This is a genomic window from Pseudomonas corni (assembly GCF_057128765.1).
Window position 1 is genome coordinate 278,457 of the sequence record NZ_JBSKHW010000003.1, and the last position, 26,814, is coordinate 305,270.

Below are 26,814 nucleotides of genomic sequence, written 5' to 3' on the forward strand. Positions count from 1 at the left end.
GCGGGCGTGCTGCGTGCTATCACGGCTTGGCGAGATGCACTGTCGCTGCGCAAAGGTGCGCAAGCCGCAGGGGGAAGGGTAGGGGCTTTGGCGGGGAAGTAAGCGATGGGTAAAAGCACTGCATGCCCACCGAACAAGCGGGCATGCAGCCTGAGCGGCGTTAAATCACACCACCATCGACAGCAGCATGATGAAGATGATGCCGACCACAGACAGGATGGTTTCCATCACGGTCCAGGTCTTCAGCGTTTCGGCTACGGTCATGTTGAAGTACTGCTTGACCAGCCAGAACCCGGCGTCGTTGACGTGGGACAGGATCAGCGAACCTGCACCGGTAGCCAGTACCAGCAACTCACGGTTGACGCCCGGCACCATACCAACCACCGGTGCGACGATACCGGCGCCAGTAATAGTTGCCACGGTCGCAGAACCGGTGGCGACGCGAATCACCGCAGCCACCAGCCACGCCAGCAGGATCGGCGAAATCTGCGCCTGCACGGCCATGTGGCCGATCAGGTTGCCGACACCGCTATCTACCAGCATCTGCTTGAAACCACCGCCAGCGCCGACGATCAGCACGATGGCCGCGACCGGAGCCAGGCTTTGATCCAGCAGCTTGATGATGTGCTCGCGGCTGAAGCCACGTGCCGAACCGAAGGTGTAAAACGCTAGCAACAGTGCGAACAGCAGTGCTGCAATGGGGTGACCGATGAAGTCCATCCAGACGCGGAAAACGTGGCCTGTTGGCAGCGCGACGTCAGCGAAGGTTTTGAGCAGCATCAGGAACACCGGCAGCAGAATCGTGATCAGAGTGATCGCGAAGCTCGGCAGGTTTTCGTTGGTGGATTCCTTGGCAATCTGATCCATCAGTTCTTTGGACGGATTGCCGGGAATGTACTTGGAGATCCATTTGCCGTAGATGGGACCGGCGATGATCGCGGTCGGGAGCGCAACGATCAGACCGTAGAAAATCGTCTTGCCAATGTCAGCATTGAAAATCCCGATCGCCAGCAGCGGGCCCGGGTGCGGAGGCACCAGACCGTGAACGGCGGACAGACCTGCCAGCAGCGGGATACCGATTTTGACGATGGATACGCCGCTGCGCCGGGCAACGATGAACACCAGCGGGATCAACAGCACGAAGCCGATTTCGAAGAACAGCGGAATGCCGACCAGGAATGCCGAAAACATCATCGCCCAGTGCACACGCTCCTTGCCGAAGCGACGGATCAGGGTTTGTGCGATCTGATCGGCACCGCCCGAATCGGCCATCAGCTTGCCGAGCATGGTGCCCAGGCCAAGGATGATGCCGACAAAACCCAGCACGCCGCCGAAACCGTCCTGGAACGACTTCATGACTTTGTCCACCGGCATGCCGGAGGTCAGGCCAAGGAAGCCCGCAGCGATGGTCAGCGCTACGAAGGGGTGAACTTTGAATTTGGTGATCAACAGCACGAGGCCGATGATGGTCACCACCGCATCCACAAGTAGATACGTCTCTTGGGTCATACCAAACATGGGGGTGTCTCTCCGTTGTATTTTGTTTTATTGGAGCCAGTATCAGGCGCTGTCTGTCATCTTCGTGTGTGCGAGTCTGATTAAAAGACAGCGCTGTCTTTGCCGCTCACGCCTGATCAGCGATCAGGAGCCGGTGAGAGCACCTTGTGAGGATTGGGTTTTCGAGGCTTTCCACCAATCGGCAGCCTGCTCGCCGATTGCTTTGATCGACTGCGTGGCATCAACCACTAGCGTGCGGTCTTCGCCATTAGGCGGCTCAAGGGTAGCGAATTGACTGTCTACCAGGCTTGCTGGCATGAAATGCCCGGGGCGATTGGCGCAGCGTTCGGTGGCTTCTTCTTTGCTCAGCTCAAGAAATACGAAACCCAGGTTTGGCACGGCCGCGCGCAAGGTTTCGCGGTAGCGAAGCTTGAGCGAGGAGCAGGTCAGGATAGGGTGTTCGCCGTTGCGCAAGGCGGTGGCAAGTTCTTCACCCAAACGGGTCAGCCAGCCGGCGCGGTCTTCGTCATTGAGGGGATGGCCGGCACTCATCTTGTCGATGTTGGCCTGAGGGTGGAAAGCGTCGCCTTCGATCAGACGACCTCCGCTGTTTTTGGCAATTTCAGCGCCAACGACGCTTTTGCCGCAGCCGGAAACACCCATTACCACGAGGGCAGAGATTGCAGTTGGAACAGTAGTCATAAAAACCTCGTCCCGAGGACAGCGCTGTCTTGCACGTTTAGCATGCAAGTTCCGGCAAGCTGCGTCCGGGTGTAGTCATTGTTATGGGTATCTCTGTGGCTCATCAGTTGCATCGATCCTGGCGCGTTGCGTAACAGACGCGTGCGAAGAAAGCGTTGCGGGACTCCCGGAGATAGCGCTACCTTAGAGCCCATTAGACACAATTTGCAACCCCCTCAGCTTTCGTCCTATCAGTTGGCAACGCATGACACGCAATGGTTCCCGATCTACCGGTCGTCCTACGCTTAACGAGGTCGCGCAGCTGGCGGCCGTCTCACCTATCACTGCTTCGAGAGCGCTACGTGGCATTGCCACAGTAGCGCCGGAACTCGTCGAAAAAGTCCGCGCCGCCGCCCTGAGTCTAGGCTATGTCGCCAATCCTGCCGCTCGCGCACTGGCGTCGTCCCACAGCCAGACCGTGGTGGTGCTGGTGCCGTCGCTCTCCAACCAATTATTCATTGAAACGCTGGAAGCCATTCAGGCAGTCCTGCGCCCGCGCGGCCTGGAAGTGGTGATCGGTAACTATCACTACTCGCCGCAGGAAGAAGAAAATCTGTTGCGCAGCCACCTTGCCAACCGCCCCCGTGGACTACTGCTGACCGGTTTTGACCGCAGTCAGGCGGCGCAGCAGTTATTGGCCGCAAGCGGAGTACCTCGGGTACACATGATGGAGCTTGATTGCGAACGCGCAGAATCGTGCGTCGGGTTTTCCCAGCAACAGGCGGGTGCCGAAGCCGCCAGGCATCTGTTGAGCCGAGGCCGTCGGCGCCTGGCTTACATTGCGGCGCAACTCGACCCACGGGTTTTGCAGCGGGGAACCGGGTTTCGTGGAGCACTTGAAGCGGCAGGGGTTTACGACGCTGCGCTTCAGGTCTCGACGCCGCAGCCGTCCTCCATAGGATTGGGAGGGGAGTTGTTTGCGCAGTTGCTGGAGCAGCACCCAGATGTGGATGGGATGTTTTTTTGCAACGACGACCTGGCGCAGGGCGCAGCGCTGGAGGCATTGCGTCGCGGGATCAAGATTCCCGAGCGGGTGTCGCTGATCGGTTTCAACGACCTGCCGGGTTCGGCGCACATGGTGCCGCGACTGACCTCTATTCGTACTCCCCGCGAGGAAGTCGGCCAGCGCGCTGCGCAATTGCTGTTGGGGTTGCTGGACGGAACCGTGCAGCCGACCCAGGTGGATCTGGGGTTTGAGTTGGTGGTGCGCGAAAGTACGTGAAGTCACCACAAAAACTGTGGGAGCGGACCTGTCCGCGAAGACGTCATTACAACCGCTACATCTTCATCGGTCGACACATCGCATTCGCGGACAGGTCCGCTCCCACAGGAATACCGGGGACTGTAGGAGCCAACTCGTTGGCAAGGGATTTAAGGGGTGTACCCCAAATCGCCTCGCGAACACGTTCGCTCCTACAGATCAGTCGCTTCTCATGCCTCTTCCTTGAACGCCAGGCGGAACTTGTGCAACAGCGGCTCGGTGTACCCGCTTGGCTGTTCGCGTCCTTTGAACACCAGATCCTTCGCCGCCTGGAACGCTACTGACGTTTCGAAGTTCGCGGCCATGGGTTTGTATGCCAAATCCCCCGCGTTTTGGGCGTCCACGACCTTGGCCATGCGCTTCAATGTGTCCAGCACGTGATGCTCGTCGATCACCTTGTGATACATCCAGTTGGCAATGTGCTGGCTGGAAATACGCAGCGTCGCGCGGTCTTCCATCAGGCCAACGTCGTGGATGTCCGGCACTTTCGAACAGCCGACACCTTGCTCGACCCAGCGCACGACGTATCCCAGCAGGCCCTGAGCGTTATTGTCGACCTCTTGGCGAATTTCTTCGGTCGTCCACTTGGCTTCGGCCACTACCGGAACCGTCAACAAGTCGAGCAGGATCTGCTCGCTGGCACTGTCCAGATCCACTTGCTCCAGCTCGTGCTGAATCGCCTTCACATCGACTTTGTGATAGTGCAGCGCGTGCAAAGTGGCTGCAGTCGGGGAGGGTACCCATGCGGTGGTGGCCCCCGAATTAGGGTGCGCGATTTTCTGCTCCAGCATGTCAGCCATCAAGTCCGGCATGGCCCACATGCCTTTGCCGATCTGTGCCCGACCGCGCAAGCCGCACGCCAGGCCGACCAGCACGTTGCTGCGTTCATACGCTTTGATCCACGGCGTAGCTTTCATGTCGCCTTTGCGCAGCATCGGTCCGGCTTCCATGGCGGTGTGAATCTCATCGCCAGTGCGGTCCAGAAAACCGGTGTTGATGAATGCCACCCGCGCTGACGCGGCCGCGATGCAGGCCTTGAGATTGACGCTGGTGCGCCGCTCTTCGTCCATGATCCCCATTTTCAGCGTGTTGCGCGGCACCTTCAGCACATCCTCGATGCGGGCGAACAAAGTGTCAGCGAAAGCCACTTCCTCCGGGCCGTGCATTTTCGGTTTGACGATATAGACGCTGCCCGCTCGGGAGTTGCCGCGATTGTGCAGGTCGTGCAGGGCAATCAGGCTGGTGATCACGCCGTCGAGAATGCCTTCGGGAATTTGCTTGTCGCCGTCGTATAGCACGGCCGGGTTGGTCATCAAGTGACCGACGTTCCGGATGAACAACAACGAGCGCCCGTGCAGCTTCAGCGCGTTGCCGTCAGCGGTGGTGTATTCGCGGTCGGCATTCAGGCGACGGGTGATGGTCTTGCCGCCCTTGACCAGTTCTTCGGTCAGGTCGCCCTTCATCAGCCCAAGCCAATTGCGGTAGATGACGATCTTGTCTTCTGCATCTACGGCGGCGACCGAGTCTTCGCAGTCGATGATGGTCGACAACGCAGCTTCCAGCACCAGGTCCTTGATACCGGCAGGGTCGGTGCTGCCGATGGGGCTTGCGGCATCGATCTGGATTTCGATGTGCAGGTCGTGGTTTTTCACCAGGATCGCGGTGGGGTTTTTCGGGTCACCCTGATAGCCGATGTATTTTTCAGGTTGCGCCAATTCGGTCTGAGTGCCATTGGCCAGGGTGATCAGCAGCTTGCCGCTTTCGATAGCGTACGCGGTGGCATCGACGTGGGAGCCGTTGGTAAGGGGTACCGCCTGATCCAGCAGGGCCCGGGCGAACGCAATGACTTTGGCGCCGCGCAATGGGTTGTAACCGGCTTTGATTTCCGCGCCGTTGCTGCTTGAGATCGCATCGGTACCGTACAGCGCGTCATACAGCGAGCCCCAGCGAGCATTGGCCGCATTGAGTGCGTAGCGGGCGTTGGCTGCGGGAACCACCAATTGAGGTCCGGCCTGTTGACTGACTTCGATGTCGACCTTGTTGGTGGTCGCCTGAACGGTACCGGGCACCGGCTGCAGGTAACCGATAGAGTCCAGATAGGCGATGTACGCTGGCATATCGGTGACGGGGCCGGGATTGGATTTATGCCACTTGTCCAGTTGCACCTGCAGACGGTCGCGCTCTGCCAGCAGCTCGCGGTTGACCGGCGCGAGGTCATGGACCAGCGAGTCGAAGTCCGCCCAAAAGATATCGGGATTCAGCCCGGTCCCGGGAAGCACGTCCTCGTCGACAAAACGTTGCAGACTGGCCGCGACCTTCAGGCCCTGGCGGTTGACGAATTCGGTCATCTCGGGTTCTCCGTTAGATAGTTCATACGACATTCATTTTGTAGGAGCGCGCTTGCCCGCGATGGCGGTGTGTCTGACAACACAGGCATCTCAGGGATATTGCAATCGCGGGCAAGCGCGCACCTACAAACTCATCCAGATTCAGGCTTAACCCGCATTCACCGCAGCCACACCGGCCTTGGCAATCTGTGCATCCTGATCGGCCTTGACGCCGGACACTCCCACGGCGCCAATCACTTCGCCGTCGATGATCACCGGCACGCCGCCTTCAAGCGAAGTCAGCAGCGGGGCGGTGGCAAACGCCGTGCGGCCATTATTGATCATCTCTTCGTAGCCCTTGGATTCACGGCGGCCCAACGCCGAGGTGCGCGCCTTTTCGACGGCGATGTAGCCGCCAATTGGTGCACAACCGTCCAGGCGTTCGAAACCCAGCAAGTGCCCCCCGTCATCGACTACGGCAATAGACACCACCCAACTGTTGCTCTGCGCTTCGGCGCGTGCGGCAGCGATGATCTGGGTTACTTCGGTCTGCGTCAGTACGGACTTGGTTTTCATGCAGTTCTCCTGAGGGGAAGTTGTTGTAGGTATTGAGCACGTCTGCGTTAGTGCAGAGCGTCTTCGATGAGTTCGATCCAATGTTTGACCGGGGTGCGGCCAGCGCCTGCCAGATGCGTCTGACAGCCAATGTTTGCGGTGGCGATGACCTCCGGTTTGCCGCTTTCGAGGGCATTCATCTTGTTGTCGCGCAGTTGTTTCGAAAGCACCGGCTGCGTAATCGAATACGTTCCGGCCGACCCGCAGCATAGATGACTGTCGGGAACGGCGGTCAAGTTGAAGCCTAGCCGCGTCAACACCGCCTCCACTGCGCCACCTAGTTTTTGCGCGTGTTGCAGCGTGCATGGGCAATGAAATGCCAGCTTCTGGCTGGTGCAACTACCGAGTTTTTCCAAGGGTTCGGCGCGCAGAATTTCCACAAGGTCGCGGGTCAGTTCACTCACCTTCGCCGCCTTGCTCGCGTACGCCGGGTCATCGCGCAACAGATGCCCGTACTCCTTCACGAACGCGCCGCAGCCGCTGGCGGTTTGGACGATGGCTTCGGCGCCGGATTCAATGGCGGGCCACCAGGCGTCGATGTTGCGTCGGGCGCGATCGAGTCCCGCATCCTGTGCGTTCAGGTGGTAATCCACTGCGCCGCAGCAGCCAGCCTGGGCGATGGGTTTGACGCTGATCCCCAATCGGTCCAATACGCGTGCAGCTGCGCCATTAGTATTGGGTGACAGCGCGGGCAACACGCAGCCTTCGAGCATCAACACCTGACGCGCGTGTTGCAGAGCAGGGCGCGCCGTGGCGGGACGGATCTCGCCAGGAAGTTTGGTTTTCAACGTGCCCGGTAACAGGGGGCGAAAGGCACTGCCCATCTGCGTCAAGGATTTGAACAAACCGGCATTCGGCACCACCGCACGCAGACCTTCGCGCACCAGGCGCTGGCCCAAGGGACGCGGCACAGCGGCGTCCACCACGGCGCGGCCAATGTCCAGCAGGTTGTGGTATTTCACCCCCGACGGGCAGGTGGTTTCGCAGTTGCGGCAGGACAGGCAGCGATCCAGATGCAGCTGGGTTTTCTCGGTGACTTCGTTGCCTTCCAGCACCTGCTTGATCAGATAAATCCGACCCCGAGGGCCGTCGAGTTCGTCGCCCAACAGCTGATAGGTCGGACAGGTCGCGTTGCAAAAGCCGCAATGCACGCAACTGCGCAGGATGCTCTCGGCTTCTTCGGCGCGAGGCAGGGTTTTGGCGTGTTCGCTCAAGGTGGTCTGCATGGTCAGATCTCTGCGTACATTCGGCCCGGATTGAAAATTCCGTGCGGATCGAGTTGCGCCTTGAGCTGGCGGTGATAACGCAGCAACGGGCTTGGCAATGGCTGAAACGGACTGTCGTCCAGGCCGTGGCTGTAGCAGATGGCATGGCCGCCAACTTCGCTGACGATGGCGCGGATTTCAGCGCCGCTGGCGTCGGATTTCAGCCAGCGTTGCGCGCCGCCCCAGTCGATCAACTGCTCCCCCGGCAAGTTCAGAGTGCTGGTGTTGTTGGGGACCGAGAGTCGCCACAACGGGCGGCCATCAGTGAAAAACTCAAGCCGGTGCGCGTTCAGTTCACCCCAGTAAGCCGGGTCGATGGCTTCACCGCCGAGTCGATCATGGGCGGCGGCCACCGAACCTTCGCCACCTTCAAGGCGCAGGCGCAGCACGCGACCGTCATGGCTGGCGGCGCTGATGGGTAGTGGTTGCTGGCCCCATTCAGCCAGGCGGGCGAGGGCGTGAGCCGCATCCATCTCCAGCGCAACGCTGGTACACAAACGCGGCTTTGGCAGTACTTTCAACGACACTTCGGTGATCACGCCCAGGCAACCGAAGCTGCCAGCCAGCAGGCGCGACAAGTCATAACCGGCGACGTTTTTCATCACTTCGCCGCCGAAACGCAAGTGCTTGCCGTGGCCGGTGATGACCCGCGTGCCCAGAACAAAATCGCGGACCGAGCCGGACCACGGGCGGCGCGGCCCGGACAAGCCAGCGGCAATCATCCCGCCCACTGTGGCATCGCTGACGCCGCTATCGCTAAAGCTCGGTGGCTCGCACGGCAGCATTTGCCCGGCGGCGTCCAACGCTGCGGACAATTCACTGAGCGGCGTTCCGGCACGGGCGGTGATCACCAGCTCGGTAGGGTCATAGGTGACGATGCCGCGATGCTGGCGGGTGTCGAGCACTTCGCCAGCGACCTCCCGTCCGAGAAACGCTTTACTGTTCGCGCCCTGAATGCGCAGTGGCGTGCCGACCTGAATCGCCCGATTGACCTGCGCCAGCAAGGTCTCGCTGGCGTCGCGATCCTGCGAGGTGGATTGATCGTGTGGCTGACGTTCGGCGCTCATCAGAAACGCTCCAGTTCTGGGAAGGGCAGCTTGCCCATGTGTACGTGCATGGCACCGAATTCGGCGCAGCGGTGCAGCGTCGGAATGTTCTTGCCGGGGTTGAGCATGCCGCTGGGGTCGAATGCCGCCTTGATCGAATGGAACAAGGTGAGCTCGTCACTGTTGAATTGCGCGCACATCTGATTGATCTTCTCGCGCCCCACGCCATGTTCGCCGGTGATGCTGCCGCCTACCTTCACGCACAGTTCGAGAATCTTGCCGCCCAGCGCTTCAGCGCGGTCCAGCTCGCCCGGCTGGTTGGCATCGAACAGAATCAGCGGGTGCATGTTGCCGTCGCCCGCGTGGAACACGTTGGCGACGCGCAAGCCGTATTCTTCGGACAACGCAGAAATGCCCTTCAGCACGCCCGGCAATTCCCTACGCGGGATTGTGCCGTCCATGCAGTAGTAATCCGGCGACAGCCGACCGACTGCCGGGAAAGCATTCTTGCGTCCGGCCCAGAAACGTACGCGTTCGGCTTCGTCTCTGGCCTGGCGCACTTCGGTGGCACCGGCCTTTTCCAGTACTGCGCGCACGCGGTCACAATCGTCGTGGACATCGGCTTCGACGCCATCGAGTTCGCACAACAAAATGGCTTCAGCGTCCACCGGATAACCGGCGTGGATGAAATCTTCGGCGGCGCGAATCGCCAGGTTATCCATCATCTCCAGACCGCCCGGAATGATGCCTTCGGCAATGATGTCGCCCACCGCGCGCCCGGCTTTTTCCACCGAATCGAACGCCGCCAGCAACACCCGCGCGACTTGCGGCTTGGGCAACAGTTTGACGGTGACTTCGGTGATGATGCCGAGCATGCCTTCGGAGCCGGTAAACAGTGCGAGCAAGTCGAAGCCGGGAGAATCCAGCGCCTCGGAACCCAGCACCATGCGCTCACCTTCGACGGTGAGAATGTCGACTTTCAGCAGGTTATGGACGGTCAGGCCGTATTTCAGGCAATGCACGCCGCCTGCGTTTTCGGCCACGTTGCCGCCGATCGAACAGGCGATTTGCGAAGAGGGGTCAGGGGCGTAGTAGAGGTCATATGGCGCAGCGGCCTGGGAAATAGCCAGATTGCGCACGCCGGGTTGAACGCGGGCAAAGCGTCCGGCGGGGTCGATGTGCAGGATCTTGTTGAACCGCGCCATGACCAGCAACACGCCTTTCTCCAGCGGCAATGCGCCGCCGGAGAGGCCTGTGCCCGCACCACGGGCGACCACTGGTACATTGCGCTCGTGGCAGAGTTTGAGCAGGGTTTGCACTTGCTCAAGGCGTTCGGGCAGGACCACTAGCATGGGCTTGGTGCGATACGCCGACAAACCGTCGCACTCGTACGGGCGCAGTTCTTCGTCGCGATGGAGGATGTCCAGGTCAGGCAGTCTGGCTTGCAAGGCCTGCAACAGCTGGGCCTTGTCAGTATCGGGCAACGCGCCGTCGACGCGTTCGTCGTACAGAATATTCATGATGGGTTCGCAACCCTGTTTTGTTTTTATTGGCGCCCGTTCAGTAGCTGAACGTTCTATAGGCTTGCTTGCATCATTGGCCGTGGCGGCATTACTGTCCATGGATGAAAGCACTGGTCGAACCAGTTTGTTTTCCAGATGTAGACGTTATTGACGATTAACGTCATGAATAACAATAGCTTGGTAGCGACAAGTCGATTGATTGTTTTGCAGTTGGCTAGTGGTCATACCAGTAGGGGTGATGATGCAGAACCCAGGAACCAGCCGGGCGCCTCAGGTTGCCGACGTGGTCAGTGAGCGAATCGAGCGGCTGATCGTCGACGGCGTATTAAAAGTGGGCCAGTTGCTGCCCTCGGAACGGCGACTGACGGAAAAGCTCGGCGTGTCCCGCACCGCCCTTCGTGAAGGGCTCAAACTGCTGCGGGCCCGGGGGATCATCGACACCCATCAGGGCAAGGGCTCATTTGTCGCGCGCATGGACGGCCTGACCGCTACCTCGCCGTTGCTGCATCTGTTCGGTTCGCAGCCGCGCACGCTGTTCGACCTGTTTGAGGTGCGCAGCCTGCTTGAGGGGGAATCGGCCCGGCTGGCGGCGTTGCGCGGCACCGACGCCGATTTTGTGCTGATCACCCGAAGCTATGACGCGCTGGTGGCGGCCCATGATCGGGAGCTGGATGCGTCGAGCCATGCGCGTCTGGACCATGCCTTTCACTTGGCCATCTGTGAGGCCTCGCACAACCCGGTACTGGTTCAAACCCTGCGTTCACTGACCGACTTGCTGCTCAGCACGGTGTTTGCGTCGGTCAACAACCTCTATCACCGCGAGGCGCAGAAAAAGCAGATCGATCGTCATCATGCGCGGCTATACAACGCTGTGACCGGGCGGCTTCCAGAGCAGGCGCGCAAGGCCGCCATCGCACACATCCAGAGCATCTGCGAGAACCTGCGGGAAATCGAGAATGAAGAACAGCGATTGGTGCGGGCGACGCTGCGGTTGGAGGGGTGGACGTGAGTCTGAGCACGCGTCCGTTGTAGGAGCGCGCTCGCCCGCGAAAGCATTCTGTCAGTCAACAGCTATTGCTCTGACCCACTCCAATCGCGGGCAAGCGCGCTCCTACAGGTTTGATGCTTACCTTGACAGTCGCTTCTCAAACCCGCAATTTACGCACTGCGTAATCTAATTCTGAAATATCCCGAATAATAAAAATCAGCGGCAGGCAATCACTGTGGACCTCTTCACTTATTACCGCTCGACTTCCAGCTACCGTGTGCGCATCGCGCTGGCGCTCAAGGGTCAGAACGTCAATGCCATCCCGGTGAACCTCATCCGCGACGGCGGTGAGCACCTTAAGCCTGACTATCTTGTGATCAATCCCCAAGGCCGTGTCCCCGCACTGCGTCTGGACTCAGGCAACGTCATCATCCAGTCCAACGCCATCATCGAATACCTCGAAGAACGCTTTCCTCAGCCTGCGCTGCTCCCCACCGACCTGATTGCCCGCGCCCGACATCGGCAAGTGGCGGCGCTGATCGGCTGCGACATTCACCCGCTGCACAACGTTGCAGTGCTCAATCGACTGCGCGGTCTGGGCCACGATGAAGGCGATGTGGTCGCCTGGATCGGTCACTGGATCAGCGAAGGCCTGACTGCGGTCCAGGCGCTGATCGGCGATGAGGGCTTCTGTTTCGGCCCGGTGGGGTTGGCTGATATCTACTTGCTGCCACAGGTGTACGCAGCGCGCCGCTTCAATGTCGATCTCGACGCTTTCACGCGCATCCGTCGCGTTGAGGAATTGGCGCTTGAGCATCCTGCTTTCCAGCACGCGCATCCGGATGCGCAATCCGATAAGCCGGAGTAACCTTTCCTACATGAAAAGTTTTGGTCTGCAACTCATCTTCGGCGATTTTCTCGCTCGCAGCGTACGGGGCATTCCCTGCGCGCCACCCTCTGGACAGTGATATCGGCATCCGCGCTATTCACTTTCCAGGAGCAAGACCATGACTGACCTTTATGAAAACCCGATGGGCCTGATGGGCTTTGAGTTCATCGAATTCGCTTCGCCGGTCCCCGGTGCCCTTGAACCGGTGTTCCAGATGATGGGCTTTACCAAAGTCGCCAATCACCGTTCCAAACAGGTGTCGCTGTACCGCCAGGGCGCGATCAATATCATCCTCAACAACGAACCTCACAGCGAAGCGTCCTACTTCGCGGCAGAGCACGGCCCTTCAGTGTGCGGCATGGCATTCCGGGTCAAGGACTCGCAAAAGGCCTACAACCGCGCGCTGGAGTTGGGTGCTCAACCCATCGAAATCGCCACCGGCCCGATGGAACTGCGACTGCCCGCCATCAAAGGCATCGGTGGTGCGCCGTTGTACCTGATTGATCGATTCGGCGAAGGCACTTCGATCTACGACATCGACTTTGTGTTCATCGAAGGCGTGGATCGCCACCCTGAAGGCGCAGGCCTGAAGTTTATCGATCACCTGACGCACAACGTCTATCGCGGGCGCATGGCTTATTGGGCGAACTTCTACGAGAAGCTGTTTAACTTCCGCGAACTGCGCTACTTCGACATCAAGGGCGAATACACCGGCCTGACCTCAAAAGCCATGACCGCGCCGGACGGCATGATCCGCATCCCGCTCAACGAGGAGTCGTCCAAGGGCGCAGGGCAGATCGAAGAGTTCCTGATGCAGTTCAACGGGGAGGGCATTCAGCACGTGGCGTTCTTCACCGAAGACCTGATCAAGACCTGGGACGCATTGAAAGCTATCGGCATGCGGTTCATGACTGCGCCGCCGGAGACTTATTACGAGATGCTCGAAGGGCGCCTGCCCAATCATGGCGAGCCCGAAGATGAGCTCAAAACCCGTGGGATTTTGCTCGATGGCACGTCGGAAGGTGGCACCCAGCGGCTGTTGCTGCAGATATTCTCGGAAACCCTGATGGGCCCGGTGTTTTTCGAGTTCATCCAGCGCAAGGGCGATGACGGCTTTGGTGAAGGCAACTTCAAGGCGCTGTTTGAATCGATCGAGCGCGATCAGGTGCGGCGCGGAGTCCTGACCGTAGATTGAAGCGCGATAGAGTGCTGTAGGAGCGCGCTTGCCCGCGAAAGCATTCCGTCAGCCAGCAAATATTGGCCTGACACACCGCAATCGCGGGCAAGCGCGCTCCTACAGGGATCAAATACGGTCAACTGGCTGGCATTTCCCCGCCCATGCGTTCACTGATGCCTTGGGCCGTTTCCAATAATCGCCGGGCCGCCAGCACTTGCTTTTCCCCGGTCAACACCGACGCCGATCCCACCACCGTCACCACCCCCGCCAGCGTGTTGCCCAGGGTAAATACCGGCGCCGACACCGCGTTGACCCCGGTCATCAACATGCCCTGAATCTGATGCACCCCGGTGCTGCGGATTTCCTTGGTGTGCGTGTCCGCTTCTTTCAATTGGGATGGGTTGAGTGACGATGATTCCGCTCTGCGCAGAACAGCTGTTTCGGTGGCCGACAGAAAGCTTTCGAACACCAGTCCGGTGGACGAACTGAGCAACGGGAGCACCGAACCGATCTGCGTCACCAGCGTCACCGCGCCCAGGGATTTCTCGACGTAAACCACGGTCGGGCCCCTGTTGCCCCACACCGCGAGAAAGCAGGTTTCGTTGAGTTCATCGCGCAAGTTTGCCAGCTGCGGTGCGGCGACCTTCAACACGTCCAGCTGACTCAAGGCCGCCAGCCCGACCTGCAATGCCGAGCGTCCCAGCGCGTAATGGTTGTTTAGCGGGTTCTGTTCAGCGAAACCGCTGTCCACCAGTGCCTGCAGGTAGCGGTGAACCTTGCTGGCCGGCATACCGACGTACTCGGCCAGTCTGGACAGCGAGGTGGCGGGCGCAAGCTCCGCCAACGCTTTGAGAATGCCCACGCCAACTTCAGCGGACTGCACTTTTTGCGGGCGTGCGCCTACAGGGCTCTGGGAATCATCGGTCATGGAAGGGGCGCCGGTCTGAGAAGGCTGCTTTATAGCTTGACCCTCTCGCAAACTCAAATTACGTTATGCGTAATCGGTTTACGATATCTCTACGTGCACCTGTAGGAGCGAACTTGTTCGCGAGGCAATGTCCCTGGCAACAAAGATTAAACAACGGCAATGGCCCCTCGCGAATAAATTCGCTCCTACAGGGGCGGCGCTGAATCCATAAGAACAAGAGGTCAAGATGTCCATAGCACATGCGCCCGACGCCCTGACGTACCAGAGCGGCTTCGGCAATCAGTTCAGCAGCGAAGCCATTCCCGGAGCGTTGCCGGTGGGGCAGAACTCCCCGCAACGCCATCCTCTGGGGCTGTACGCCGAGCAATTCTCGGGCACTGCGTTCACCGTCCCCCGCAGCGAAGCCCGCCGCACCTGGCTATACCGCATTCAGCCGTCCGCCAGTCACTCCCGATACCAGCGCATCGAAACCCAGATCCGCGGCCAGCATCAGGGGCCGATCACCCCCAACCGTTTGCGCTGGAACGCCTTCGATATCCCTACGGAGCCCACTGACTTCATCGACGGTTTGATTGCGCTGGCCAGCACCTCGGCCGCCGATCAGGCCGAAGGCGTCAGCGTGTATGTGTATGCCGCCAACAGCTCGATGCAACGGGCGTTTTTCAATGCCGACGGCGAATGGCTGATCGTGCCGCAGCAGGGTCGGTTGCGTATCGTCACTGAACTGGGGGTGCTGGACATCGAGCCGCAAGAGATTGCCGTGCTACCCCGTGGCCTCAAATTCAGCGTTCAGCTCAAGGACGGCAGTGCGCGCGGCTACATCTGCGAGAACCACGGCTGTGCCTTGCGACTGCCGGATCTGGGGCCGATTGGCAGCAACGGGCTCGCCAACCCCCGAGACTTTCAGGCGCCCGTCGCACATTTCGAAGACAGCGCGCAGCCAACCGTGCTGGTACAGAAATTCCTGGGTGAACTGTGGGCCACGACCTTGCCCGGCTCACCTTTCGACGTTGTGGCGTGGCATGGCAATAACGTGCCGTACAAATATGATCTGCGCCGTTTCAATACCTTGGGCACGGTCAGTTATGACCATCCTGATCCGTCGATTTTCACTGTATTGACCTCGCCCGGCGCCACCGACGGCCAGGCCAATATCGATTTCGTGATTTTCCCGCCGCGTTGGATGGTGGCCGAAAATACCTTCCGTCCGCCGTGGTTCCATCGCAACCTGATGAACGAATTCATGGGTCTGATCGATGGTGCGTACGACGCCAAGGCCGAGGGCTTCATGCCTGGCGGTGCTTCGTTGCATAACTGCATGAGCGCCCACGGGCCGGACAACGCCACCGCCGAAAAGGCCATGGCCGCAGAGCTGAAACCGCACAAGATCGAGCAGACCATGGCGTTCATGTTCGAGACCGGCAAAGTGCTGCGCCCTAGCCGTCATGCCATCGAATGCCCGCAGTTGCAGAACGACTACGATGGATGCTGGAGCGGCATTGCCAGGACCTTCAAACCTCTGGATTCGGATAGCCAACGATGAACACTTTCACAAATCTGCGCAGTTGGGTGATTTCGGCCAACGATCATCCTGATTTCCCGCTGCAGAACCTGCCCTTCGGCGTCTTCAGTTATGGCAATGCCAGCAAGCGCGGCGGGGTGGCCATCGGCGACAAGGTTTTCGATTTGCAAGTCGCGCTCGACGCCAGCCTGTTCAATGGCGTGGCGCGTTTTGCCGCAGAAGCCGCGAGCCGTGATCAGCTCAATGATTTCTTCGCCCTGGGCGCGTCGGCCCGCCAGGCGTTGCGCGCCGATTTGTTGCACCTGCTGGACGAAAAAAGCCCCCAGCGCGAGCGTTTGCAGATGATGGGCGAAACGCTGCTACGGCCCATGGAAAAGTGCCAAATGCACCTGCCCGCCAAGGTGGGGGACTACACCGATTTTTACGTTGGCATCCATCACGCCACCAACGTCGGCAAGCTGTTCCGGCCAGACAACCCTCTGTTGCCCAACTACAAATATGTGCCGATCGCCTACCACGGTCGCGCTTCGACCTTGTGCGTGTCTGGCACGCTGATCAAACGCCCGAGTGGCCAGACGCTCGCGCCCGGCACCGAAGTGCCGACGTTCGGCGCGAGCAAACGCTTGGATTACGAACTGGAAGTCGGGGTGTGGATCGGGCCGGGTAACGAAGCGGGTGAGCCGATCGCGATTGTTGATGCAGCCCAGCACATTGCCGGTTTCTGTCTGCTCAACGACTGGTCAGCGCGGGACCTTCAAGCCTGGGAATACCAGCCGCTGGGGCCGTTCCTGTCCAAGAGCTTTGCCACCACGCTGTCGCCCTGGGTGGTGACAGCGGAGGCTTTGGCGCCGTTTCGCAACGCGCAACCGCAGCGTCCTCAAGGCGATCCTGCGCCATTGCCGTATCTGTTCGACGCCGATGACCAAAGCACTGGCGCGATGGATATCGAGCTTGAAGTGCTACTCCAGACCGCCCGGATGAAAGCGCTGGGTCTGGCGCCGCATCGGCTGGGCTTGAGCAACACGCTGAACATGTACTGGACGGTGGCGCAGATGGTCACCCACCACAGCGTCAACGGCTGCAAACTGGAAGCGGGGGATGTGTTCGGCACCGGGACGTTGTCCGGGCCCCAGCCTGATCAATTGGGCAGCCTGCTGGAAATGACCCAAGGTGGGAAACAGCCGATTGAATTGCCTGGCGGCGAGACCCGCACGTTTTTGCAGGCCGGCGATGAAGTGATCCTGAAAGCCCGCTGCCACAGGAAAGGGCAGATCAGCATCGGCTTTGGTGAGTGCCGGGGTGTGATCGTCGGTTGATGCGAATCTCTGTAGGAGCGAACTTGTTCGCGAGAAGGTGAGCCAGACAATCTGCGTCGTCTGGCTCGCCAACAAGTTGGCTCCTACAGGGAGCCTTGGCTAAATCCGGCAACCAACGACCCGCTCCTCGGCAAAAACCTGCCTTGGCGCTGACCCTGCGCCTTGCCGTCGGCATAACTCAAATGCCCGTTCACCCACACGCCGTCGATCCCTTCAGCAGCGCGTTCTGGGTCCTTGAAATCTGCCACATCGTGCACGGTCTCTGGATTGAACAGCACCAGATCCGCCCAATATCCTTCGCGAATGAACCCCCGCTCATGCAGGCCGAAACGCTTGGCGGTCAGCCCGGTCATCTTGTGTACGGCGGTGTGCAGTGGGAACAATCCCAGATCACGGCTGAAATGCCCCAGAACCCGAGGAAACGCACCCCACAAGCGCGGATGCGGAAACGGGTCTTCGGGCAAGCCGTCTGAACCGATCATCGACAGCGGATGTTTCAGAATATTCTGTACGTCGTTTTCATCCATGCCGTAGTACACCGCCCCGGCTGGTTGTAGCGTGCGAGCCGCATCGATCAGTGAAACGCCCCAATCGGCGGCAATCTCTTTCAGGTCACGACCTCCTTGATCTGGGTGCGGGGTCGACCAGGTGATGGTGATACGGAACGCATCGGTGACCTGTTTCAAATCCAGCGTCGAGGAACTGGCCGCATACGGGTAGCAGTCACAGCCGACCGGGTGGTCCAGCGCAGCCTTTTCCAGTGACGCCAACAGCTGCGGACTACGGCCCCAATTGCCGGCACCGGCGCATTTCAGATGCGAGATCACTACCGGCGATCGGGCGTGACGGCCAATGGCAAATGCCTCGTCCATTGCGTCCAGCACCGGCTCGAACTCACTGCGCAAATGGGTGGTGTAAACAGCGCCGAACGCGGTCAACTCTTCGGCCAATTGCTTGACCTCTTCGGTGTCTGCCGAGAACGCCGAAGCGTAGGCAAGCCCTGTCGATAAACCCAGCGCGCCAGACTCAAGGCTGTCTCGCAACTGCTCACGCATGGCCGCAATTTCGTCGGGTTTTGCAGTGCGAAACAGGTCATCCAGATGATTGCTGCGCAGGGCGGTGTGGCCGATCAACGCGGCGACATTGACGGCGGGGCGCGCGTTATCGATGGCGGCTGCGTAATCGCTGAAACGGGGATAGGAAAACGCTTTGGCCGGGCCAAGCAGATTCATCGGGTCTGGCGGCTCGCCCTTTAGTGTCACCGGCGAAGCGCTGATACCACAGTTGCCGACGATCACCGTGGTCACGCCTTGGGTGATCTTGGGCAGCATCTGTGGTTTTCGGATCACCACCGTGTCGTCGTGGGTGTGCACGTCGATAAAACCCGGAGCCAAAACCCGTCCCGCCGCGTTGATTTCCTCGGCCGCGGACACGCCTTCCAGGCTGCCGATGCGCTGAATGCGCCCGTCACGGATCGCCACATCCGCGCGAAAGGCCGGGGTGTCGCTGCCATCGATCACTTGGGCGTCACGAATGATCAGGTCATAAAGCATGATTCAGTCTCCGAGCGGCAGGCCGTCTTCGCCGCCGCGATAGTCATCGAGCGCCAATTTGATCCGCCGCAGACGCTCCTGATTTTCTTCAGGGGCCTTGAGCGCCAGTTCCGTGGCGAGCACATCGATGGTCAGCAGCATGCCGTAGCGCGCGGCCGTGGGTTTGTAGATGAAATTGGTTTCTGCGATCTGCAGCGGCAGCACCACCTCGGCCAATCGGGCGAGAGGGGATTTGGGCAGCGTGATCGCGAGAATCCTGGCGCCGTAACTGCGCGCCAGCTTGATAGCGTCGAGCAGTTCCGGCGTCCGCCCGGTGAGTGAGCACGCGATGATCGTCTGCTCAGGCCCGAGGGTGGCTGAAATCAGGCGCATCATCACCGGATCGCGGCTCGCGGCAATGGGATAGCCGAGGCGCACCAGGCGGGTTTGCAGTTCTTCGCTGCACAGGCTGGAGCAGCCGCCCATGCCGAAAGCGTGGATCATCTTCGCTTGGGTCAGCAGGGACACGGCCTCGGCGAAGCGGGATTCGTCGAACCCGGCCAAGTGCTGGCGCAGGGTCGCTTCGATGTCCCCGACGATCTGGGTAAAGAACGCTGATTGCTCCGGCGCCTGTTCCGGCTTGAGGAAGCGACTGCCGACACCACTGGCCTGGGCCAGTTGCAGGCGCAGGTCACGAAGGTCACGGCAGCCGATGCTGCGGGCAAAACGTGACAGGGTCGCGCTGCTGACTTTCGCCCGCGTGGCCAGATCATCGAGGCTGGCGCTGGCGGCGAACGCCGTGTCGCTGAGGATCAGTTTGGCGATGCGTCCTTCGCCGGCGCTGAACGATTCCTGACGCGCGCGGATCTGGTAAAGAATGTCCAATCAGAGCACCTGCGCCAAGCCGAGGGTCAGTGCGAACGCGATGATCGAAATCAGCGTTTCCAGCACTGTCCAGGTCTTCAAGGTCTGCGCCACGGTCATGTTGAAGTACTCCTTGATCAGCCAGAAACCGCCATCGTTAACGTGGGAAAAGATCACTGAACCCGCGCCCGTCGCCAGCACCAACAGCTCTGGGTGCGGATAGCCCAGGCCCAGCGCGACCGGTGCAACGATACCGGATGAAGTGGTCATCGCCACGGTAGCGGAACCGGTGGCAACCCGCATCAGCGCCGCGAACAGCCAGCCCATCAATAGCGGCGACAGATGAAAATCCTGGGCCAGACCCACGATTTCATTGGTGACACCGCTGTCCACCAGAATCTTGTTCAAACCGCCGCCTGCGCCCACCAGTAAGGTGATGCTGGCGGTGGGGGCCAGGCATTCATTGGTGAATTTCAGAATCGAATCGCGGTTGAAACCCTGAGCAATGCCCAGCGTCCAGAAGCTGAGCAGCGTCGCCAGCAGCAGGGCGATTACCGAGTTGCCGATGAACAGCAGGAAGCTGTTGAACACGCTGCCCGGCGTGCTGATCAGATTGGCCCAGCCGCCCAGCAACATCAAAACCACAGGCAGCAAAATGGTGGTCATGGTCAGGGCGAAGCTCGGCAGTTTCGCCCGGGGTTCGCGGTCGAGAAATTGCTTGGCCAGCGGGTTGTCGTCAGCCAGTTGAATGCGCGGGACGATGAATTTAGCGTAAAGCGGGCCTGCGATGATCGCAGTCGGGATACCAACGAGGATGGCGTAAAACAGCGTTTGCCCCACCGAAGCGCCGTAGGCCTGGACCGCGAGCATGGCGGCGGGGTGCGGCGGCACCAGAGCGTGGACCACGGAAAGCCCAGCGACCATCGGCAGGCCGACCATCAGGATGGACACCCCGACCCGGCGCGCCACCGTGAAGGCAATCGGCACCAGCAGCACGAAGCCGACTTCGAAAAACAGTGGCAGGCCCACCAGAAATGCGATGCAGACCATGGCCCAATGCGCGTTGCGTTCGCCGAAGCGATCGATCAGCGTGCGCGCCACCTGCTCGGCACCACCCGATTCAGCCATCATTTTGCCGAGCATCGTACCGAGAGCCACCACTAGCGCAATGTGCCCCAGGGTTTTGCCGACACCTGCTTCGTAGGACGCAACCACTCCAGTGGCAGGCATGCCTGCGACCAAGGCCAGACCAACAGAAATCAGGGTGATGACGACAAACGGATTGAGGCGATAGCGGGCGATCAAAACGATCAAAGCGATGATCGCAACAGCGGCGTAGACCAGGAGTGACAGACCAGAGGAGGGCGGCATTGTTGTTATCCCTTTTTCGTGATGAAAGTAACTTACACGAATAAGGATAAAATCTACAAATAATGAAATATATTTGCGCCTGAGGTTTCGACGAACCGTAGGAGCTGACGAGCAGCGCGAGGCTGCGATGCAATTTGCCTGACACACCGCAATCGCAGCCTCGCGTTGCTCGTCAGCTCCTACTGGTTACGCGCCAGCCGATCCAGCACTAAACCTCTCCCGATACGCCTGCGGAGTCACCGATACGGTGCGCATAAAGCTGCGGCGCAAGGTTTCTTCGGTGCCAAAGCCGCAACGATCGGCGATGCGTTTGATGGGCAGGGCGCTGTCACCGAGCAAGCGGCGCGCGGCTTCAACTCTTAACTGTTCGATGGCGCGCGCCGGGGTATTGCCGGTGTGGGCGCGGTAATGGCGTACGAAACTGCGCTCGCTCATGCTCACTTGCGCGGCAAGGGTGGCGACTGATAATTCGCTGGCAAGATTGTCGAGAATCCAGGCATGCAGATCCGCGAAACGGCTGTCGTTGTTGCGCGTGGCCTGCTGCATCGACAGCGCCGTACTGAATTGCGACTGACCCCCGGGCCGTTTAAGAAACACCACCAGATCCTGCGCCACGGCCAGCGCGATGTTTCGGCCCAGATCGGCTTCCACCAGCGCCAGCGCCAGATCGATGCCAGCCGTCACGCCTGCCGATGTCCAGAGTGCGCCCTCGTTGATGAAGATCGGTTCGGGATCGACTTGCACCCTGGAATAGCGCTGGGCCAGCGTGTCGCAGCTGTCCCAGTGCGTGACCACGCGATGGCCATCTAGCAAACCGGCCTGCGCCAGCATGAATGCCCCGGTACAGACCGACGCCACGCGCCGGGCCGAGCCTGCCTGTTCGCGCACCCACTGCACCAGTTGTTCATCCTGCAGCGCGGTGTGAACGCCCCAACCGCCGGCGATGATCAACGTGTCTGAAGGTTGGGGTGGCAGAGCGAATGTTTGCAGCCCCAGCCCGGCCGACGACATCACGCTGCCGGACTGGCTGGCAATCACGCTCGGTAAGTAAGCGGCAGGCTGACCCAGGCGGAGCGCCTGCACATTGGCCGAGGCGAATACCTGCAGGGGCCCGGCGACATCGAGCAACTGCACATTGGGAAACGCAAGGATATGGACCGTTTTGGGCGTGTGCGGCATGGGCAGACCTGCGTTCGGCAATTGGCGTGATTTGTGGGCCTTATGGCGTATCCGCCAGAGCGTATCTGGATAGAGTGGGTTCGTCCATTTGAACACTTGACCTGTAGGAGCGCGCTTGCCCCCGAAAACGTTCTGTCAGTCATCACGTATTGATCTGACACACCGTTATCGCGAGCAAGCGCGCTCCTACAATCCACATCTGATCTACGCGGAGTAACCCCCATGACCCTGCACATCGGCATCCTGCTATTCCCCAAAGTTCAGCAACTGGACCTCACCGGCCCTTACGACGTTTTTGCCACCATGCCAGGCGTCACGGTGCACCTGCTGTGGAAAGAATTGGCTCCTGTGATTTCCAGCACAGGGTTGCTGTTGATGCCTACCCGCACGTTCGCTGGCTGTCCGCCACTTGACGTGATCTGCGTGCCCGGCGGCGTGGGTGTCGATGCGCTGATGGAAGATGCTGAAACGCTGGAGTTCATCAAGCAGCAGGCGGCGACCGCCCAATACGTCACCTCGGTTTGCACCGGTGCGCTGGTGCTTGGCGCGGCGGGGCTGTTGACCGGGCGCCGCGCCACCACCCATTGGGCATCACACGATTTGCTGGAAAGCTTCGGCGCAATTGCGGTCAAAGAGCGCGTGGTGCGTGACGGCAATCTGATGACCGGTGGCGGCGTAACCGCAGGCATCGACTTTGCGCTGACGTTGGTGAGTGAGCTGTTCGATCCGGAAAAAGCCCAGCTCATCCAGTTGCAGCTGGAATACGCGCCGGCGCCGCCTTTCGATTCAGGTCGTCCGGATAGTGCATCGGCTAGCGTGTTGGCCACCGCGACTGAGCGCGCAACACCTGGATTGAACGCGCGTCGGGCGATTGTCGAGCGGTTGGTAGCTGGCAAGCTTGCTCACAGCGCTGCTAATTAACACCGCGGACCTGTCCGCGAATGCGGTAGTTCTGACGACGAAGATGCGGCGGACATGACGGACTCTTCGCGGACAGGTCCGCTCCCACGGGTTATGCGTTTTGTCACGCGCCCCGGTTGCTGTGGGCGCGAGCAAGCTCCCTCCCACAAAAGTCTGTTTGGAGTTGATTAAGAGGTCGTCGAAATCTCATACCAGCACAAAAACATATCCAGCGCCGATTCCACCACTGACGTCTGCTTCTCGGGCGTCAGCAGCGGCTCGTTCAGCGTGACCTGGGGCCAGAAGGCGAAGGCCTTGAGCAGGGCGTGGATCTGATAAGCGGCAAAACCCGGCTCCACTTCTTTTAAACGGCCGTCCTGCTGGGCGGCGCGAATCCACACGGTGAACGATTCTTCACGCTGATTGAGCCGATTGACCCATGTCTGCGCGCGATCCGGCGAGTGGATAGTTGCACCGATCGCTACGCGGGCCAGATCAATGAAGTTGCTGTCGCTGAGGGTTTTCATCTTCGATTTCAGCATTTCCCGCAACTGGTCGCGCAACGCGACATCGCTGCGATAGGACGCATCCGGTTGACCGCTGGCATTGGCCCACAGGCGATGCAGAATTTCCGAAAACAGCTCTTCCTTGCTGGGGAAGTGGTTGTACACCGTGCGCTTGGAGACTTCGGCGCGGGCGGCGATGCGGTCCATGCTGGTGATCTCGAAACCGTTGTCACGAAACTCGGCAATCGCCGCGAGGACGATGGATTCACGTTTTCGGTCGGTCAGGCGCAAGGGGGCTGTCATCAGGATCGCTTCTAAAAAATTTACACTCGGCAGTGTACTTGTGATTGCGTTTGATGCAAGCTTGAAACTACACTGTGTAGTGTAAAATCCTGTTACATCTTCTTGCTTACGTCTTCCCGGCATATCCAACATCCTGCAAAGCGTTCGCCCCTTGCACAATCTCCAACCGTTCCACTGGAGTCAGCACCCATGGCCTTGACCGAAAATCGAAATGACGTCACCTCGTTGCCTGTCCTGTCCCGGCATGAGGGGCGCTACAGCAATCACAAATCCATGAACCGCCTGGGCTTCTTCAAAACCCTGCGCATTTTCTGGAATTCGGTGGTCAACAAGCCGCGCCATACCCGGCCTGCGGGAGAGATCCCGGTTCTACCGCTGTCGCGCCAGCAACTGCTCGCAGCACCGAACAACACGGTTTATCGCCTCGGCCATTCCACCGTCTTGTTGAAGCTGCGCAATCAGTATTTCCTCACCGACCCAGTGTTCGCCGAGCGCGCATCGCCGGTGCAATGGGCCGGGCCGCAGCGTTTCCACCAGCCGCCGATCAGTCTGGAAGACCTGCCGCCGCTCAAGGCGGTGATTCTCTCGCACAACCACTACGACCATCTGGACCACATGACCATTCAGGTGCTCAAAGACAAGACCGAGCACTTCATCACCCCGATCGGCGTGGGCGATACGTTGATCGAGTGGGGCGTGCCGGCAGAGAAGGTCCAGCAGCTCAACTGGTGGCAATCCACCGAGATCCATGGGATTCGCTTCGTCGCGACACCGGCGCAGCACTTCTCGGGCCGCACGCTGCGTGATGGCAATCAAACCCTGTGGGCGTCGTGGGTGATCATTAATGATCAGCAGCGGATCTTTTTCAGTGGCGACACCGGCTATCACAGCGGCTTCAAACTGATCGGCGAGCAATACGGACCGTTTGATCTGACGCTGATGGAGACGGGCGCTTACAACGTCGATTGGCCGGACGTGCACATGCAGCCCGAAGAGACGCTGCAGGCGCACCTGGACCTGCGCGGCAAATGGTTGTTGCCGATTCACAACGGAACGTTCGATCTGGCGATGCATGCCTGGCACGAACCGTTCGACAGGATTCTGGCCTTGGCCTGGGAGCGCAGCGTGACTATTACCACGCCGCAGATGGGTCAGCCGTTTTACGTCGACTACCCCAACCGTGGTGAAGCGTGGTGGACGCAGGTGGATAGCGTGACCGAAGAAACCCCTCGGGCGAGCGCGCCCGTCAAAAAAAGCCCCTGTGTTGGCCGATGTGCGACCCGTCAGGCTCAAAGCCGATAATTGGCTAGACCACCCCGTTATTCGTGATTCCCAGGGTTGTCTTCATCATCCGGGTCCTTGGGTGAACGCGTTCTTGGGTGTTCGCCCTGTTCGTTCAACTGCTTGTGTTTTTCGCCCACATTGCCGGCGTTTTCCGGCTTGTGGTTGAGGTCTTCGCGGTCGGATTCTTGTTCGCTCATGTGCGTGTCCTCGATTTCAAATGAATGGTTGTTCGCAGCTCAGTTCTTTATCGCTTCAATCAGCATCAATGCTTCATCCCGGAACAGCGGCTGTTTCATGCGCTCAGTGAGCATGGCCATTTCCCGTTCCCGCTCGCAGGCCACCACAGCAGCGACAACGCCCTGTTTGCACAGCAGGGCGAGGAAGTCGAACGTCTCGGGCTCGCCCAGATAAATGATTTCGTCCCAGTCCGGGGCGTGCCCCAGATAATCCAGCCGTTTGCCGAAGTGAAACGTCCAGAAGTAAGGCACATCCAGATAACGCTCATCGCCACCCAGCATATTGCTGGCGGCGATGCGCGCCTGCTGCTGCGCCAGGCGCCAGTGCTCGATGCGCAGCGGTTCTCCGTTTAGCGCAAACGTGGCTATGTCCCCGGCGGCCCATAAATCCCGGGTGACACACATGCCGCCGTCGACCTTCAGCGATCCGTCCTTCTCTAACGCAACGCCGTCGATAAACTGGGTCGCTGGATCGACGCCAATGCCAACCAGCGCCACGTCCACGGCAAGCTTTTCACCGTTACTCAGCACGGCACATTCAAGTGCGCTGCCCGAGGGGTCACTTTCAAAATGACTGACCTCGACATGGGTGCGAAACAGCACCCCGTTTGCCTCGTGAAGCGTCCTGATCGCACGACCGATGCGCTCGCCGAATTGGGCGACAAAAGGCTTTTCATGGCGAGCAAGCACGGTGACCGATACGTTGTTCCTGCGCAGGGCTGAAGCGGCTTCGAGGCCGATGAAACTGTCACCGACGATCAATGCATGAGCGCCCGGCGTCGCTGTTTCAAGAATCTGCCGGGCATCATCCCGTTGGCGAAGCGTCAGTACCTGCGGGAGTTCGGCGCCGATCAGTGGCAGGGTGCGGGGCTCGCCACCGGTAGTCACCAGCGCTGCGTCGTAATCGAACCGCCGACCGTCGGCAATGATCACTCGCTTGTTCACTACGTCCAGCTTCATCACCTCGCCCCACACACGCTCGATGTTGTTTTGGGCGTAGAAAGCTTCCTCACGCATGGCGGGGATTTCTTCTGGCTTCATGTCGGCGGCCAACACAAATTTGCTCAGGGCCGTGCGGTCATAACCCGGCTCTTGCTCGCGGTCGATCAGCAGCAAGCGGCCGTTGAAGCCTTTTTCCCGTAACGCGCTGGCAGCCGCTGTACCCGCAGCACCGGCGCCAATGATGACGAAACAGCGATCGTCTTTTTCCAGAACAGGCGTTGGCCGCACTAGGGCTTGATCGTCGACGTGAACCTGGCCGTCAATCAGTTGCGTGGCGTAGCGGGTGAGGGAATCGAGGGCGGGAGGTTCGCACAGGCTGCCGTCGTTAACGGCAAACTCGGCCTTGTGCCAGGGGCAGATCAAATGACCGTTGCACACTGCGCCATCGGCCAATGGCGCGCCTGCGTGTGGGCACTCGGCCTGGTAGGCAAACACTTCATCACCCGCTCTCAAAAGCAGGATCTTGGTATCGCCAATTTCAACCTGAACGCCACGATCTTCACGAAGATCAGCCAGCTCAGCGACTCGGTGCAGAGGCATAT

At 59.8% G+C, this 26,814-nt stretch carries 23 protein-coding genes; 8 read left to right on the forward strand and 15 right to left on the reverse strand.

The window, feature by feature from the left end; translation table 11 throughout:
• Nucleotides 1–165 precede the first annotated feature (165 nt).
• Both ACWKV9_RS08360 and ACWKV9_RS08365 read right to left on the reverse strand, forming a co-directional pair.
• Nucleotides 166–1,518: a GntP family permease gene (locus ACWKV9_RS08360; RefSeq protein ID WP_483835617.1), complete on the reverse strand. Its 1,353-nt coding sequence runs from the start codon at nt 1,516–1,518 to the stop codon at nt 166–168.
• Between the two features lie 123 nt (nt 1,519–1,641).
• Nucleotides 1,642–2,160 carry a gluconokinase gene (locus tag ACWKV9_RS08365; RefSeq protein WP_483835714.1) on the reverse strand — a complete coding sequence of 173 codons (519 nt, stop codon included), beginning with the start codon at nt 2,158–2,160 and terminating at the stop codon, nt 1,642–1,644.
• A gap of 283 nt (nt 2,161–2,443) precedes the next feature.
• On the opposite strand from ACWKV9_RS08365, the gene gntR reads away from it, so the two are divergent.
• Complete coding sequence (gene gntR, locus ACWKV9_RS08370) at nt 2,444–3,460, forward strand: HTH-type transcriptional regulator GntR (protein WP_483835618.1); 1,017 nt, start codon at nt 2,444–2,446, stop codon at nt 3,458–3,460.
• 209 nt (nt 3,461–3,669) lie between these two features.
• Here gntR and ACWKV9_RS08375 read toward each other — a convergent pair whose 3' ends face one another.
• The 5 genes from ACWKV9_RS08375 to glcD all read right to left on the reverse strand — a co-directional run bounded on the left by ACWKV9_RS08375 (nt 3,670) and on the right by glcD (nt 10,272).
• A complete protein-coding gene (locus tag ACWKV9_RS08375) occupies nt 3,670–5,847 on the reverse strand; it encodes a malate synthase G (protein WP_483835619.1) in 2,178 nt (725 codons plus the stop codon).
• Between the two features lie 147 nt (nt 5,848–5,994).
• Complete coding sequence (locus ACWKV9_RS08380; protein WP_483835620.1) at nt 5,995–6,402, reverse strand: heme-binding protein; 408 nt, start codon at nt 6,400–6,402, stop codon at nt 5,995–5,997.
• Nucleotides 6,403–6,449: 47 nt separating this feature from the next.
• A complete protein-coding gene (glcF, locus tag ACWKV9_RS08385; protein WP_483835621.1) occupies nt 6,450–7,667 on the reverse strand; it encodes a glycolate oxidase subunit GlcF in 1,218 nt (405 codons plus the stop codon).
• A 2-nt stretch (nt 7,668–7,669) separates the two neighbouring features.
• A complete protein-coding gene (gene glcE, locus ACWKV9_RS08390) occupies nt 7,670–8,773 on the reverse strand; it encodes a glycolate oxidase subunit GlcE (RefSeq protein ID WP_483835622.1) in 1,104 nt (367 codons plus the stop codon).
• Nucleotides 8,773–10,272, reverse strand: coding sequence for a glycolate oxidase subunit GlcD (gene glcD, locus ACWKV9_RS08395; RefSeq protein WP_483835623.1), 1,500 nt, complete (start codon nt 10,270–10,272; stop codon nt 8,773–8,775). The genes glcE and glcD overlap by 1 nt, the downstream gene beginning before the upstream one ends.
• 244 nt (nt 10,273–10,516) lie before the next feature.
• Between glcD and glcC the strand changes: the two genes are divergently transcribed.
• The 3 genes from glcC to hppD all read left to right on the forward strand — a co-directional run bounded on the left by glcC (nt 10,517) and on the right by hppD (nt 13,347).
• The gene (gene glcC / locus ACWKV9_RS08400) at nt 10,517–11,284 is read left to right on the forward strand and encodes a transcriptional regulator GlcC (protein ID WP_483835624.1); all 768 of its coding nucleotides are present in this window, start codon (nt 10,517–10,519) and stop codon (nt 11,282–11,284) included.
• Nucleotides 11,285–11,498: 214 nt separating this feature from the next.
• Complete coding sequence (gene maiA, locus ACWKV9_RS08405) at nt 11,499–12,131, forward strand: maleylacetoacetate isomerase (protein WP_483835625.1); 633 nt, start codon at nt 11,499–11,501, stop codon at nt 12,129–12,131.
• A 139-nt stretch (nt 12,132–12,270) separates the two neighbouring features.
• A complete protein-coding gene (hppD, locus tag ACWKV9_RS08410) occupies nt 12,271–13,347 on the forward strand; it encodes a 4-hydroxyphenylpyruvate dioxygenase (RefSeq protein ID WP_483835626.1) in 1,077 nt (358 codons plus the stop codon).
• Nucleotides 13,348–13,465: 118 nt separating this feature from the next.
• On the opposite strand, the gene ACWKV9_RS08415 is transcribed toward hppD, so the two are convergent.
• Nucleotides 13,466–14,257, reverse strand: a complete 792-nt coding sequence (locus tag ACWKV9_RS08415) for an IclR family transcriptional regulator (protein ID WP_483835627.1) — start codon at nt 14,255–14,257, stop codon at nt 13,466–13,468.
• A gap of 226 nt (nt 14,258–14,483) precedes the next feature.
• Between ACWKV9_RS08415 and hmgA the strand changes: the two genes are divergently transcribed.
• Together hmgA and fahA are read left to right on the forward strand one after the other, a co-directional pair.
• The gene (gene hmgA, locus ACWKV9_RS08420) at nt 14,484–15,800 is read left to right on the forward strand and encodes a homogentisate 1,2-dioxygenase (RefSeq protein WP_483835628.1); all 1,317 of its coding nucleotides are present in this window, start codon (nt 14,484–14,486) and stop codon (nt 15,798–15,800) included.
• A complete protein-coding gene (gene fahA / locus ACWKV9_RS08425) occupies nt 15,797–17,095 on the forward strand; it encodes a fumarylacetoacetase (RefSeq protein WP_483835629.1) in 1,299 nt (432 codons plus the stop codon). The genes hmgA and fahA overlap by 4 nt, the downstream gene beginning before the upstream one ends.
• Nucleotides 17,096–17,178: 83 nt before the next feature.
• On the opposite strand, the gene ACWKV9_RS08430 is transcribed toward fahA, so the two are convergent.
• From ACWKV9_RS08430 to ACWKV9_RS08445, 4 genes are all read right to left on the reverse strand, one after another.
• Complete coding sequence (locus ACWKV9_RS08430) at nt 17,179–18,648, reverse strand: N-acyl-D-amino-acid deacylase family protein (RefSeq protein WP_483835630.1); 1,470 nt, start codon at nt 18,646–18,648, stop codon at nt 17,179–17,181.
• Nucleotides 18,649–18,651: 3 nt separating this feature from the next.
• Nucleotides 18,652–19,512 (reverse strand): MurR/RpiR family transcriptional regulator, encoded by an 861-nt coding sequence (locus tag ACWKV9_RS08435; RefSeq protein WP_483835631.1) that lies wholly within the window; start codon nt 19,510–19,512, stop codon nt 18,652–18,654.
• Nucleotides 19,513–20,862 (reverse strand): GntT/GntP/DsdX family permease, encoded by a 1,350-nt coding sequence (locus tag ACWKV9_RS08440; RefSeq protein ID WP_483835632.1) that lies wholly within the window; start codon nt 20,860–20,862, stop codon nt 19,513–19,515.
• A 186-nt stretch (nt 20,863–21,048) separates the two neighbouring features.
• On the reverse strand, nt 21,049–22,041 hold the full coding sequence (locus tag ACWKV9_RS08445) for a GlxA family transcriptional regulator (protein WP_483835633.1): 993 nt from the start codon (nt 22,039–22,041) through the stop codon (nt 21,049–21,051).
• A gap of 222 nt (nt 22,042–22,263) precedes the next feature.
• Between ACWKV9_RS08445 and ACWKV9_RS08450 the strand changes: the two genes are divergently transcribed.
• Nucleotides 22,264–22,962 carry a DJ-1/PfpI family protein gene (locus ACWKV9_RS08450; RefSeq protein ID WP_483835634.1) on the forward strand — a complete coding sequence of 233 codons (699 nt, stop codon included), beginning with the start codon at nt 22,264–22,266 and terminating at the stop codon, nt 22,960–22,962.
• Nucleotides 22,963–23,129: 167 nt separating this feature from the next.
• Here the strand turns inward: ACWKV9_RS08450 and ACWKV9_RS08455 are convergent, their stop codons facing one another.
• Nucleotides 23,130–23,750, reverse strand: coding sequence for a TetR/AcrR family transcriptional regulator (locus tag ACWKV9_RS08455; RefSeq protein WP_483835635.1), 621 nt, complete (start codon nt 23,748–23,750; stop codon nt 23,130–23,132).
• A 189-nt stretch (nt 23,751–23,939) separates the two neighbouring features.
• On the opposite strand from ACWKV9_RS08455, the gene ACWKV9_RS08460 reads away from it, so the two are divergent.
• Entirely contained in the window at nt 23,940–25,052 is a 1,113-nt protein-coding gene (locus ACWKV9_RS08460) for an MBL fold metallo-hydrolase (protein ID WP_483835636.1), read from the forward strand.
• Nucleotides 25,053–25,069: 17 nt separating this feature from the next.
• Here the strand turns inward: ACWKV9_RS08460 and ACWKV9_RS08465 are convergent, their stop codons facing one another.
• Both ACWKV9_RS08465 and ACWKV9_RS08470 read right to left on the reverse strand, forming a co-directional pair.
• Nucleotides 25,070–25,231: a hypothetical protein gene (locus ACWKV9_RS08465; protein ID WP_483835637.1), complete on the reverse strand. Its 162-nt coding sequence runs from the start codon at nt 25,229–25,231 to the stop codon at nt 25,070–25,072.
• A 39-nt stretch (nt 25,232–25,270) separates the two neighbouring features.
• On the reverse strand, nt 25,271–26,812 hold the full coding sequence (locus tag ACWKV9_RS08470) for an FAD-dependent oxidoreductase (protein WP_483835638.1): 1,542 nt from the start codon (nt 26,810–26,812) through the stop codon (nt 25,271–25,273).
• Between the last annotated feature and the right edge of the window lie 2 nt (nt 26,813–26,814).